General features: G+C 62.8%; 11 protein-coding genes. 3 read left to right on the forward strand and 8 right to left on the reverse strand.

Annotation, left to right across the window (positions count from 1 at the left end):
* Positions 1-123: 123 nt before the first annotated feature.
* Complete coding sequence (locus NKI17_RS30030) at positions 124-2,169, reverse strand: oxidoreductase (protein ID WP_352645897.1); 2,046 nt, start codon at positions 2,167-2,169, stop codon at positions 124-126.
* A 113-nt stretch (positions 2,170-2,282) separates the two neighbouring features.
* On the opposite strand from NKI17_RS30030, the gene queF reads away from it, so the two are divergent.
* Positions 2,283-2,744 carry a preQ(1) synthase gene (gene queF / locus NKI17_RS30035; protein ID WP_023674394.1) on the forward strand — a complete coding sequence of 154 codons (462 nt, stop codon included), beginning with the start codon at positions 2,283-2,285 and terminating at the stop codon, positions 2,742-2,744.
* Between the two features lie 14 nt (positions 2,745-2,758).
* Here queF and NKI17_RS30040 read toward each other — a convergent pair whose 3' ends face one another.
* The 6 genes from NKI17_RS30040 to NKI17_RS30065 form a co-directional block, all read right to left on the reverse strand.
* Positions 2,759-3,655 (reverse strand): alpha/beta hydrolase, encoded by an 897-nt coding sequence (locus NKI17_RS30040; RefSeq protein ID WP_352645899.1) that lies wholly within the window; start codon positions 3,653-3,655, stop codon positions 2,759-2,761.
* On the reverse strand, positions 3,655-4,839 hold the full coding sequence (locus NKI17_RS30045; protein WP_023674392.1) for a mandelate racemase/muconate lactonizing enzyme family protein: 1,185 nt from the start codon (positions 4,837-4,839) through the stop codon (positions 3,655-3,657). The genes NKI17_RS30040 and NKI17_RS30045 overlap by 1 nt, the downstream gene beginning before the upstream one ends.
* 11 nt (positions 4,840-4,850) lie before the next feature.
* Positions 4,851-5,408 (reverse strand): hypothetical protein, encoded by a 558-nt coding sequence (locus NKI17_RS30050; RefSeq protein WP_352796320.1) that lies wholly within the window; start codon positions 5,406-5,408, stop codon positions 4,851-4,853.
* A gap of 4 nt (positions 5,409-5,412) precedes the next feature.
* Complete coding sequence (locus tag NKI17_RS30055; protein ID WP_352907168.1) at positions 5,413-5,892, reverse strand: DUF3828 domain-containing protein; 480 nt, start codon at positions 5,890-5,892, stop codon at positions 5,413-5,415.
* Positions 5,893-5,997: 105 nt separating this feature from the next.
* On the reverse strand, positions 5,998-7,647 hold the full coding sequence (locus NKI17_RS30060; RefSeq protein WP_352907169.1) for an ABC transporter substrate-binding protein: 1,650 nt from the start codon (positions 7,645-7,647) through the stop codon (positions 5,998-6,000).
* Positions 7,648-7,688: 41 nt separating this feature from the next.
* The gene (locus NKI17_RS30065) at positions 7,689-9,239 is read right to left on the reverse strand and encodes a trimethylamine methyltransferase family protein (protein ID WP_352542341.1); all 1,551 of its coding nucleotides are present in this window, start codon (positions 9,237-9,239) and stop codon (positions 7,689-7,691) included.
* Positions 9,240-9,330: 91 nt separating this feature from the next.
* Here NKI17_RS30065 and NKI17_RS30070 point away from each other — a divergent pair, with 91 nt between their 5' ends.
* Positions 9,331-10,233: a LysR substrate-binding domain-containing protein gene (locus NKI17_RS30070; RefSeq protein WP_352569797.1), complete on the forward strand. Its 903-nt coding sequence runs from the start codon at positions 9,331-9,333 to the stop codon at positions 10,231-10,233.
* A 17-nt stretch (positions 10,234-10,250) separates the two neighbouring features.
* On the opposite strand, the gene NKI17_RS30075 is transcribed toward NKI17_RS30070, so the two are convergent.
* A complete protein-coding gene (locus NKI17_RS30075) occupies positions 10,251-11,240 on the reverse strand; it encodes a zinc-dependent alcohol dehydrogenase family protein (RefSeq protein WP_352542339.1) in 990 nt (329 codons plus the stop codon).
* A 103-nt stretch (positions 11,241-11,343) separates the two neighbouring features.
* Between NKI17_RS30075 and NKI17_RS30080 the strand changes: the two genes are divergently transcribed.
* Complete coding sequence (locus NKI17_RS30080) at positions 11,344-12,246, forward strand: LysR family transcriptional regulator (RefSeq protein WP_352569795.1); 903 nt, start codon at positions 11,344-11,346, stop codon at positions 12,244-12,246.
* Positions 12,247-12,266: the final 20 nt, after the last annotated feature.

Here is a 12,266-nt window from a genome sequence, read left to right on the forward strand (position 1 = left end):
CGCAATCGCAAGATCGTACGGTGCCCGGCGATAGCCGGCGGCGTGCGCGGCGCGCAGATCGGACCGACGTGCCTGGTGGCTCTCCGTACGGAGGTTCGGCTGCGCGCCACCAATCAATATTCCTCAGATCCGCAAGCCGAACCTGATGCCGTCATAGATGGCGGCGTGGATGTTGCGCGAGGCTACTGCATCGCCGATGCGGAAGAGCACGAAACCACTCTGCGGATTGCGCACCGGAAAGATGTCGCCGCCATTGACCAGTTTTTCGTAATCGATCGCGCCGGCGTTCTTCGACAGCGGCTTCAGCGCCAGGTAGAGATCGTCGAGCGGCAGCGTGCCGTGCTCGACCACCACCTGGTCGACCCGCCGCTCGCCGCGCCAGCCATCGGCGAAGTCGGAGGCGAGCTCGGCGATCAGCTGGTTGCCTTCGCGCCGCACCGAGCGCAGCCGTGTGTTGATGGTCACCGTGACCCCCTTTTCCTGGAAGGCGCGCATGTAGGGCACATGGTTCATGCCGCCCATTTCCGGGGCGAAGAAGCGCTCTGGTGAGACCAGCTCCAGCCTGGCGCCGCTATTGGCGATCAGTTCGGCGGCACCCATGCCCTGATGGCCGCCATTGTCGTCATAGAGCAGTACATTCTCGGCCGGCTTGATGCTGCCGGCCATGATATCCCAGCTCGAGGTGACGAGATCGTCGCCCGCCGTCAGAGGCGGGTTCTGCGGCAGCCCGCCGGTGGCGATCACCACCACGTCGGGCGACAGCGCCAGCACATCGTCCTTTTCCGCCCATTTGTCGTAACGGATCTCGACGCCGAGCCGGTCGAGCTCGGCCAGACGCCAATCGATGATGCCGATCAATTCCTTGCGGCGCGGGTTCTGCGTTGCCAGCCGCACCTGGCCGCCGGCCTGGCTCGATGCTTCCAGCACCGTCACCTGGTGCCCGCGCTCGGCGGCGACGCGCGCCGCCTCCAGCCCGCCGGCGCCGGCGCCGACGACGACCACCTTCCGCTTCGGTCCCTCGGTTTTCGGAATAATATGCGGGATATCAGCCTCGCGGCCCGTCGCCGCATTGTGGATGCACAGCGCCTCGCCGCCCTCATAGATGCGGTCGAGGCAATAGGTGGCGCCGACGCAAGGCCGGATCTCGTGCTCGCGGCCTTCCATGACCTTCCTGACGATGTGTGGGTCGGCGATGTGGGCGCGCGTCATGCCGACCATGTCGAGCTTGCCGGTGGCGATGGCGTGACGCGCGGTGGCGACGTCGGAAATCCGCGCCGCATGGAAGGTCGGGAATTTCGTCGCCGCCCTGATCTCGCCGGCAAAGTCGAGATGCGGCGACGAGCGCATGCCGGTCACCGGGATGACTTTTGTCAGCGCCGCATCGGTCTCGATCGAGCCACGGATGATGTTCAGGAAATCGACCTTGCCGGAGCCGGCCAGCCGCCTGGCGATTTCGACGCCCTCCTGTTTCGACAGACCTTTCTCGAAATCCTCGTCGGCGACCATGCGGATGCCGACGACGAACTTTTCGCCGACCGCGGCACGCACTGCGTCGAGCACCATTCCGGTGAAGCGCAGCCGGTTGTCGAGCGAGCCGCCGAAATCGTCGTCGCGCTGGTTGGTGGCCGGCGACCAGAAACCGTCCATCAGATGGCCGTAGGCTTCGAACTCGATGCCGTCGAGGCCGGCAGCCTGGCAGCGCTGCGCCGCCGCCGCATAGTCGGCGACGATGCGCTCGATATCCCAGTCCTCGATAGTCTTGGGAAAGGCACGATGGGCCGGTTCGCGCACCGGCGAAGCCGACAGGACGGGCAGCCAGTCGGCCTTGTTCCAACCGGTGCGGCGGCCGAGATGGGTGATCTGTATCATCACCTTGCAATCGTGCTCGTGGCAGGCATCGGTAAGCTCGGCGAGCCATGGCACGATGCGGTCGTCATAGACATGCAGATTGCCAAAAGCGGCCGGGCTGTCGCGCGAGACGATCGCCGAACCGGCGGTCATGGTCAGCGCCATGCCGCCCTTGGCCTTTTCGGCATGATAGAGCCGGTAGCGCTCTTTCGGCATGCCGTCCTCGGAATAGGCCGGCTCATGGCTGGTCGACATCACCCGGTTCTTCAGCGTCAGATGCTTGAGCTGATAGGGCTGGAGAAGCGGATCGTTGCTGGTCATCGTCTTCCTGCTGTTTCAAATTGTGCTAATGAGCGGCAAATTTTGTTTTTACGCATGTCGCCGTCCCAAATCCGCTGCACAGTTTTGGGCGACATGCAGCAAGGAACCTGCTCATGACCGATACGAAAAACCTCACCCAGCTCGGCACCAACGTCGAGGCGCCACAGAGCCCTGAAGCGGCAGTCCTGGAAACCGTGCCGTTTTCGCGCGGCGACGGCCCGCCGGCCATCGTTCGCTTCACCTGCCCGGAATTCACTTCGCTCTGCCCGGTCACCGGCCAGCCGGACTTCGCCCATATCGTCATCGACTACGCACCCGATGCGCTGCTGGTGGAATCGAAGTCGCTCAAGCTGTTCATGACCTCGTTTCGCAACCATGGCGCCTTCCACGAAGAATGCACGGTGATGATCGGCCGCCGCATCATCGCCGCGACCAAGCCATTGTGGTTGCGCATCGGCGGCTACTGGTATCCGCGCGGCGGCATTCCGATCGACGTGTTCTGGCAGACCGGCGCACCGCCGGAAGGTGTGTGGCTGCCCGACACAGGGGTTGCACCCTATCGCGGACGCGGCTAATCGGACGAAGCGGCTCACCTGATCCCGGTCCGGCACAGGTTAGTCTCCAGGAAAGGCATCACCGCGTCGCGGTACCGCTGTTGGTCATAGCGATAGAGATCAACATGCCGCGCGCCGTCGAACCAGACCAGCTTTGCGTCAGCGCCTGCCGCATCTTTCAACGCCAGTGTCTGGCTGCGAGCGACAAACGGATCCGAATTGCCACCTAGCAGCAATATCGGCCGATCAATCGCGCCGATGCGATCGACCGGCCTGACATCATCTACCCCGAAGTCAAGGCGGAGCTGCATCTGCGCCAAGAGGATGGTCGCCTGTACGTCGCGCAACATAGGCAAGGGCGCTCGCAACGCCGTGGTTTCCAGCAAAGTCGCGTAGAGCTGCTCCAGGACATAGGCATCGGCATGCTCCTGCTGAGCGCCAAATACAAAAGCAGCCGCACCGAGCGACGAGCCGATGGCCGCCACCTTGCGACCGGCGAAGCGTTGCCGCGCAAAGGCGAGGATGCGGCTGGCGTCCTGCCGTTCGATGTAACCAAAGCCTCTGATATCGCCGCCGCTTTCGCCATGTCCCGACAGATCGAACAGCACGATCGAGTAGCCGCTTTCGAAAAGCAGCTTCGCTCTTGGAACCATGGCCAGCTTGTTTGAACCGCGTCCGTGTAACAGCACGATTGTTCCGCAACTGTCCTGCCGATCCGCCACCCAACCGGCAAGATCGGGCGCGCCCTCTTGCTTCAGAACGATGCGCTCCACCTCTAACCCCACAGGCAGCGTGAAGCTTTGCTGAGGCACGCGGGCCACCGCGCGGCTTCCTGCCTCCCAGGTGACAGCGCAGGCCAGGACGCAAACCGCCGCGAATAAAGCAACCACGACAGGACCTCTTCTCATCGATCGGTCACGTGCACTTCGCATCAGTTGAGCGGCAGCCGCCGGTAACGGCCGGGACTGTTCGGATCGCTGAAATGGTGCATCGGCCCGTGTTCGGCGAAGTGTGCTGACCAGCGTTTCATTGCCGCCGGGGCGAGCTCGACACCCAGCCCGTCACCTTCCGGCACGCGCACCGTGTTGGCGATCTGTTTGAACGGGCCGTCCTTGATCACGTCGCCGATCTGCCAGCGAAACAGGGATTGCGACGCCTCGGTGATCCATGGCGTTGCCGCCACGACGTGCAGATAAGCCGATGTCATGATGCCGAGATCGTTCGAATAGCACCAGAACCCCTTGCCCATCGCCTCACAGGCGGCAATGAATTTCAGAGTTTTCGACAATCCGCCGAGTGCTGCGAAATTGCAGACGAAGTAATCCGGCGCACCGAGCGCGACTGCCCGTCTGAGATCCGGGATGTGCGTCGAGAACGGAATGCGCGAATGCTGGCGCAGCGCAGCCATCTCCTCGAAGGTCGCGACCGGATCCTCGTAGTTGCGGATGTTGAACGGCTCGATCTCGCGCAGCACCCAGCGCGCTGTGGTCAGCGACCACTGCATGTTGGAATCGAGTTTGATCTGCGCTTTATCGCCAAGCGCCTCGCGCAGCATGCGCACTGTCCTGATCTCGAGCTCGGGATCGCCCATGATCAGCTTGCCCTCGAAGATCGTCGAGCCGTGCTGTTCTCGCATGCCGAGACAGTAGTCGACGATCGCTTCGGCGGTCATCTCGCCGCCGGCTCCGCCTTGAGCGGGGCGAAAGGCGAAATATTCCGAAAACGGAATGTCCTTGCGCACCGCGCCGCCGAGCAGCTTGTAGAGCGGCATGCCGAAGACCTTGCCTCTTATATCCCACAGCGCCAGTTCGACGGCGCCGAACGCCACCGTGGCTGCATTCTCGCCGGTGTTGGCGGTAATCTGCCAGGGCGGCACGCAGCGCGCCTCGCAGTCGGCGATGTCGAGCGGATCGGCGCCAATCAGCGCCGGCGCGATCTCGGCCTTGATCACCTCGCCGAAATGCCACCATGGCGCCTCGCCCAGTCCGACCACGCCTTCGTCCGTCTCGACCTCGATGATCGATTTCGACGCGCCGCCGTAGAGACCAGCCGTCCACCAGAACGGAGCATCGAGCGGGACGTTGACGTGGGTGACGCGGATGTTGGTGATCTTCATCGATTCCGTTCTCACTCGCACTGGTATTGGCTTAGCGCCCATTCGCCGGTCACCGAGAGCAGGTCCGATATCTTCCAGTCGCCGTCGATTTTTTTGAACTTCCATTCCAGCCGATGCGGGTTGCCGGCGGCGACGAAGGCGACGACGACCTTGGCCTCGTCGCCCTTGACCGCTTCGATGGTCTTCAGGCTCTTGTCGATCTCCGCCTTGTCGTATTCGGAATTGTCGAGCGCCATGTTGGGATCGAGGCACTCGCCCTGCCCCGACTTCCGCAGCGCGTCGCTCTTGTCGAGCACCGACTTTGCCGGGTCGGTGAAATGGCCCCGCTGAGCCGGATCGACCTCGAGCCCGGCATGCTCGTAGAACGGCTTCACCACCGCGGTCGGCGAGCCCGGCTGCACGGCTGCGGCCGGCGCGTCTTCTGCCGGCGGCGAAACTGCCGGCGGAGGTGCCGCACTGTCGGCCGGCGCGTTTGCGGGCGGCGCGCCGAACAGGCCCTGAGCGGCGGCGCTGCTCAATCCGGCCAGCAGGCACGCAGTCGCCAGAACCCAGGGACGGCAGCGGAGCACGGCATCACTCCGGCGACTGCCCGGCAAGGCATTCGAGCGCACTCAGGGTCCAGCCGCTGGTCTTCGAGGTGATGTCGGCGATCTTCCAATGGCCGTCGATCTTCTTCAACGACCAGACCATTTCGCGTTTGGAATCATCGCCTTCCGGAAAAAGGTTGAACGTCGCCGTCACCTCGGCGCTGTCGCCATCCAGCGTTTCGGCCAGCGTCAGCGTCTTGGCCACGGTCTTCTCGTCATAGTCCTGCGCATCGAGACCAGGGGCGAAGTCGATGCAGGGAACTTCATCCGGATGGTTCTTTGCCGCATTGTCGTTCAATTCGAACAGTTTCGTCACCGGCGCGGTGAAGCGGTCGCGATATTGCGTATCGGCCTCGAATTTGACCGACGGGACATAAAAGAACTTCACGGCGTTGGTAGCAGGGCCGGCAAACGCGGCCGCCGGCAAGGCCATCGAAAGCGCGGCAACAAAAAGTGGCAGTTTCATGGGTGTCCCCGATTGTTCACTGACGGAAGCTATCAGTACCACGCATCTTGCCCGTCGGCTTTCTTGCGGTCCATGAAATCCTGCAACGCGTCCTCTGCTGGCAACTCAGGCGTTCAGCCAGACATCCTGGAGATCCATCTCGAAGGTTTGGTGGACACCGTAGTTCTTCACCTTCTCGTTCATGTGGCTGAACAGCTTCTGCCAAAACGGCTGAATGATGACGCCCGAATCCTGCAGGATCTGCTCGATGTCCTTCATGACCTCGCGGCGCTTTTCCACGTCGATGAGCGAAAGAGCCTGCTTGAGCTTGGCGTCGAAATCAGGGTTCGAGTAGCCGGTTTCGTTCCAGGCCTCGCCGGTGCGATAGCCGAGCGCCAACACCTGTACGCCAAGCGGGCGCATGTACCAGATGGTCATCGAATAGGGGTATTTCGTCCAGTCGTTCCAGAACGTCGACCCCGGCAGCACGGTGCGCTTCACTTTGATCCCGGCATCGCGCAACTGGCCGGCAATAGCGTCGCCGGTGTTCTTTTGCCAATCGTCCTCGACGGTGATCAGTTCATGCTCGAAGTCGTCCTGCCCGGCATCGGCCATAAGCTTCTTGGCGCCCGCGGCGTCGCGTGTCTTCTTGGGCAGCGCGTAGTATTCCGGATGAATCGGGCTGACGTGGTGGTTTTCACCAACAGTGCCTCGCCCGGCGTAGCCAAGTTCGAGCACCGCTTTGTTGTCGACGGCCATCTGGAGAGCGTTGCGAACCCGCTTGTCGTCATAGGGCTTGTTCGTGATGTTGGTCCGGGCGACGAGCGTGGTCGCTGTCGCGACCTCCGATTTGACCAGCCCCATCTTGTCGAGGATGTCTATGAAGTCGGCAGGCGTCTCGAAGTTGAGATCGATTTCGCCGGAGTCGAACGCATTTATCGAGGCGTTGAAATCGGTTCCGTAGTCGATGAATTCGACGCCGTCGAGAAGCGCTTCACCGCCCCACCATTTGCCATTCTCACGACGCTTGACGACCGCTTTCTGGCCGACCGCATAAGACACCAGTTCGAACGGCCCGGTGCCAATCGGCTTCTCGATCGGATTGGCGCCGTCGGCGTCGAAGTTGCGATGGACCACCAGCGCCGGATAGTCGGTGAAGTTCGGGATCAGCGAGATGTCCGGTTCGTTCAGCTTCAGCTTCACCGTGTTGTCGTCGACCTTGGTGATCGCCCCTTCCCTGGCCTTGCCGGTCTTTGCATCGATCAGCGCACCGACGCGCGCGGCCATCGAATTGCCGGCGGCAGCCTTCTCGCACCAGCGCGTCAGATTGTAGGCCACGTCATCGGCGTTGAAAGCATCGCCGTTGTTCCAGGCGATGCCCTTGCGCACATGCAGCACGTATTCGGTGGCGTCGTCGTTGACCTCCCAGCTTTCGAGCAGAACCGGCTCGAATGTGAACTGGCGGGTGTAGCGTACGAGCGGCTCGAGCCAGCAGCGTGAAATGTTCGCAAGTTCCACCCAGTCGTAGGTGCGCGTGTCCTTTTGCGCCTTCACCGACATCGAAACGTGCAGCGTTCCGCCTTTCTTCGGCTCTTCAGCCAAAGCCCGCTCCGGCACGGCAAGTCCAATCATGCCGTAGGCAAGGGCCGTCGATGCGCCGAAAGCGCTTGCCAGGGCGAGAAACTCCCGCCGGTCGACGCGACCGGCGCGCGCCTCGCTGGCCATTGCTTCGATGGCGCTCGGTACGCTATCGCCGTTGCTTCTGAAGAGTGTCATTTTTTCCTCCCTTATGGTTCGCATCGGGTCTTCGCCCGTGATCAACTAACGCTGTCCGGCAGTTTCTCCTCGCGCCGCGCAATCAAATCTTTGAGACCCTCGGCGATGCCCTCATCGAGCTTCGGCTCCTCATAATCGGCGAGCATGTTGCGCGCTTTCTCGCGGCCGCGGGTGTCGTGGTCCTTTGCTCCTTCCGCCTTCCACTGTTCGAACGAATTGAAGTCCATGATGCTCGGTATGAAGAAGGCGGACTCGAAATGTTCAAGCGTGTGCTGGGTGCCGAGGAAATGGCCCTGCGGTCCGACCTCGCGGATAGCCGCCATAGCCTCCTTGAAATCGTCGAATGGCAGCCCGCCAGCATATTTGTACCAGCCGACAAGCTGCTCGCAGTCGGTGGCAAATTTCGAATAGCCGCAGGTCAGGCCGGCCTCGAGCCAACCGGCGGAGTGCCAGATGTAGTTGGCGCCGGCAAGGATGGCGGCATGCATCAGCATGTTCGCCTCGTAGCCCGCCTGGGCGTCGTTCAGCTTCGAGCCGACATGGAAACCGGACGTGCGCCACGGCAGACGATACTTCCGCGCCAGGGCGCCCATGAGATACATCATCTGGGCCGCCTCCGGCGTGCCGCCCATGGGAGCGCCGGTCTTCATGTCGACCGTCACCATGAACTGTCCGTAGATCTGCGGCGAACCCGGACGCAGGAGCTGTGTGAACGCGACGCCCGCCAGCGCTTCGGCATTGACCTGCGCGACCGCACCGACGGCAGAGGCCGAAGTCGAGGCGCCGCAAAGGGCGAAGGGGGCGAGGATCAGCGGCTGGTTGTGGCGCGCATAGACTTTCATCGCGTCCAGCATGGTGGCGTCCCACACCAGCGGCGAATTGCAGTTGGTGATCGACACCAGAACCGGGTTGTCGCGGACAAAATCCTCGCCGAACACGATGCCTGCCATCGCCATCGTGTCTTCGGCTCGATCCCTGGAGGTCACGATGCCCATGAACGGCTTGTCGGAGTGCTTCAGCGCCGAATGGATGATGTGGAGGTGACGTTTCGGCACCGCGATTTCCATCGGCTCGCAGATGATCGAGCTCGACGAGTGCAGCGCCGGCGCCATGTAGGCGAGCTTGTGGAAATTGTTGAGGTCGGCGAGTGTGCCGTAGCGCCGGTTGTTGTCGAGGTCGCGCACGTAAGGCGCTCCGTACATCGGCACGAAGATGGAGTTGTTTCCACCCACACGTACGGAACGCTGGGGGTTCCTCGCATTGAGCGTGAACTCCGACGGGACCTTCGAGATGAGCTCCATCAGCAGGGCGCGGTCGATCCGGACCCTTGTCTCCGAGACATCGGCGCCCGCCGCCTTCCACATTGCGATCGCCTCGTCGTCGCGGAACTCGCATCCGACTTCTTCGAGGATGGAGAGCGACTCCTGGTGGATCAGCTCAACCGCCTCGTCCGGAACCATCTGATAGACGGGAATCTGGCGGACCAGGGTTGGAAACGACGCTATGGGTGCGCCCCGCAGCGCCTTGCGCCCCAGGCGGCCACCGCTGCGGCGGTTGGTGTGTTCGCTCACTTCAACGGCCGGTGCGTTCATGGAGACTCCATCTTCCTGTCTCGACCAATCTAGCCAGACAAAATGCGGCTGTGACGCTGGAAAATCCTGATCTCTTGTATAAGCTCAGCTTATGCGAAGCTTGCGCCACCTGCTGCCGTCGGCCGGCAGCCTGATCGTTTTCGAGGCCGCCGGGCGGCTGTCGAGCTTTACCGCCGCCGGGCGGGAGCTCGGCATGACGCAGGCTGCCGTCTCCTATGCGATCCGCGGGCTCGAAGAGCAGCTCGGCGCCAAACTCTTCCAGCGCCGCCACCGGCAAGTCAGCCTGACCGAGGCCGGCGACCGCTTCCATGCCGACGTCTCGCTCGGCCTGTCGCACATTCGCAAGTCGGCGGAGGATCTGCGCCAGATCGCCGTCGGCGCGCATGTGACACTCGCCGCCTCGACCGCCTTTGCCTCGTTCTGGATGATGCCGCGCCTGCAGCAGTTTCGCGACGAATTGCCGGGCATCGACCTGCGCATCCAGACCGCCGACCGCGATCTCGACATCATCGCCGAAGACATCCCGCTCGGCGTCCGTGGCGGCGAGCCCAGGGAATGGCCGGATTATCATTCGCTGCCGCTGGCCGATGAGGTGATATTCCCCGTTGCCGGCGTTAGTTATGTGGCACGGTTCGGGCTGCCGGAGCGTGTCGCGGACCTTCAATCGCACCGCCTTATTCATCTTGAAGAGCCGTTTCGCGAGGCCGCGAGCTGGGACGAATGGTTCGCCTCAGCCGGTGTCGACATCGCCGATGCCGGACGCGGCTTGCGCATCAACGACTATGCGCTGGTGATCCAGGCCGTCATGGAAGGACAAGGCATCGCGCTCGGCTGGGGTCACCTCGCCGAGCGGCTGCTGGCATCGGGGCTGCTGGTGCGCGTCACCGGCCACACGATGACGACCGGCAAGGGCTTTCATGTCATCTGGTCGAAGAACCGCGAACTCAGCGACAACGCCCGCAAGGTGCGGGACTGGCTGGCGGCGCAGGCGTGAGGCCGATAAATGCCCGGTCAAACGGTCACGACGATCTTGCCGAATTGCTCGTTCGATTCGAGATAGCGGTGCGCCTCGACGATCTGGTCGAACGGAAAGGTTCTGGCGATTGCCGGCTTCAGCGAACCCGAGCTCAGTCCGTCGAGGATGAACGCCTTGGCGGCCTGCAGCCGGACCGGATCGCGCACGATCTCATGGACGAGATAACCGCGCAGCGTTAGTGTCTTTGCCAGCACTGCAGGTAGCGGAAAGGGTGTCGGGTCGAGGCTCAAGCCGCCATATTCGATGAGAATGCCGCCCGGTGCCATTGCTGCCGTCAGAGGCTTGAAAATCGGGCCGCCGACGGCATCGAACACCACGCGCACGCCGTCCGGGCCGGCGATTCGCTTCAACCTGGCTTCCAGGTCCTCCTCTGCCGAGGCGATGACGTGGGCCGCGCCGAACTCAAGCAAAGCCCGCTTCTTGGCGGACGTCCGTGTGACCGCGATCGGGGTCGCGCCAATCATGTTGGCGATCTGGATCGCCGCAAGTCCGACGCTGCTCGAGGCCGCGGTAATGACAATAAAGTCCTCGCTTTGGAGGTTGGCAATGTCGATCAGCGCACCGTAGGCCGTGAGATATTGCATCCACGCTGCGGCGGCTTCTTCCCAACTCAGCGATGGTGGATGCTTGACGACGAGCTCGGCGGGATATGTGGCAATCTCACCATAGGCAGGCCAGCGGATCATCGACAATGGCGGCACGATGCTGACGGCATCGCCAGGCGCAAACCCGTCCACGCCTTCGCCGACCATCTCGACGATACCCGCCGCCTCGAGCCCAAGACCGGAAGGCAACGGCGCGGTCTGGATGTAGGTCCCCGAACGCAGCAGCGCCTCGGCGCGGTTTATACCCAACGCCTTGACGCGGATCTGAATCTCACCGCTCGCGGGCGCAGGCGTGTCAACATTCTCGATGCGCAGGACCTCGGGACCACCGAGCTCATGAAAGCGAACGAAACGTGCCATCGGTCACAACTCCAAAATATTTGAACTGAATCGGCTATGCCAGCGCTCATCAGGCGGATAAATAGCCGCTTGAGTAGATCAGCAGAAACTGTGGGTTTTGAATATGGATCGCCTTACGAGCATGGCCGTGTTCGTCAAAGCCGTCGACCTGGGCTCGTTCGCGGCCGCGGCGGCGGCTCTCGATCTGTCCGGGCCGATGGTCGGCAAGCATGTCCGGTTTCTCGAGGAGCGCCTGAGCGTGCGCCTCATCAACAGGACGACGCGCCGCCAAAGCCTGACCGATTTCGGGCGCGCCTATTATGAACGCTGCCGGCTGGTGCTTGCCGAAGCGGAGGCCGCGGATGCACTCGCCGCCGACCAGCTTGCCGAACCGCGCGGAAAGCTGCGCGTCCTCATGCCGGTGCATTTCGGCCGGCGCTGCGTTGCCCCGATCCTGTTCGGGCTTGCGCAGCAATATCCGGCGCTGGAACTTGACCTGTCGTTCAGCGACGCCCTCGCCGACCTCGCCGAGGACGGCTGCGATCTTGCCATTAGAACGGGCGACCTGGAGGACCAGGCCGGGGTAATGGCACGTCGCATCGCGCGCCAGCACATGCTCGTCTGCGCATCGCCGTCCTATCTCGACCGGCACGGCCGGCCGCAGCAAATAGATGACCTCGGCAGCCATCACGCGATCATCTACCGCCGTTCCGGGCGTGCCGTTCAGCCGTGGCTGTTTCCGCGCAACGGCCACCCCGCGATTGAGGTCAGGCCCGTCAGCAGATTGGGGCTCGACGATCTCGATGCCATCGCCGATGCCGCGGCCGCCGGCATGGGGCTCGCCTGGCTGCCATACTGGATGGTTCGCGAGCGCATTCAGGCGGGCGTACTTGTCCCGCTGCTGCCGGAACAGCCACGGTTTCTCTATGACGCCCATGCGCTGTGGTTGCAGACGCCTCACCTGCCGATGAAAGTCCGTCTTGCCGTCGATGCACTGGCGGCAGCGCTGCCCAAGCTCATGACTTGAAGTGCACGAGCGGCCAGTCG

Source organism: Mesorhizobium sp. M0816 (genome assembly GCF_040320005.1).
Taxonomy (GTDB): domain Bacteria; phylum Pseudomonadota; class Alphaproteobacteria; order Rhizobiales; family Rhizobiaceae; genus Mesorhizobium.

Coding starts and splice junctions, on each gene's coding strand:
- NKI17_RS30080 (WP_352569795.1), top strand. CDS start 11,344: ATGGATCGCCTTACGAGCATGGCCGTGTTCGTCAAAGCCGTCGACCTG.
- NKI17_RS30060 (WP_352907169.1), bottom strand. CDS start 7,647: ATGACACTCTTCAGAAGCAACGGCGATAGCGTACCGAGCGCCATCGAA.
- NKI17_RS30040 (WP_352645899.1), bottom strand. CDS start 3,655: ATGCGAAGTGCACGTGACCGATCGATGAGAAGAGGTCCTGTCGTGGTT.
- NKI17_RS30065 (WP_352542341.1), bottom strand. CDS start 9,239: ATGAACGCACCGGCCGTTGAAGTGAGCGAACACACCAACCGCCGCAGC.
- NKI17_RS30045 (WP_023674392.1), bottom strand. CDS start 4,839: ATGAAGATCACCAACATCCGCGTCACCCACGTCAACGTCCCGCTCGAT.
- NKI17_RS30055 (WP_352907168.1), bottom strand. CDS start 5,892: ATGAAACTGCCACTTTTTGTTGCCGCGCTTTCGATGGCCTTGCCGGCG.
- queF (WP_023674394.1), top strand. CDS start 2,283: ATGACCGATACGAAAAACCTCACCCAGCTCGGCACCAACGTCGAGGCG.
- NKI17_RS30075 (WP_352542339.1), bottom strand. CDS start 11,240: ATGGCACGTTTCGTTCGCTTTCATGAGCTCGGTGGTCCCGAGGTCCTG.
- NKI17_RS30030 (WP_352645897.1), bottom strand. CDS start 2,169: ATGACCAGCAACGATCCGCTTCTCCAGCCCTATCAGCTCAAGCATCTG.
- NKI17_RS30070 (WP_352569797.1), top strand. CDS start 9,331: ATGCGAAGCTTGCGCCACCTGCTGCCGTCGGCCGGCAGCCTGATCGTT.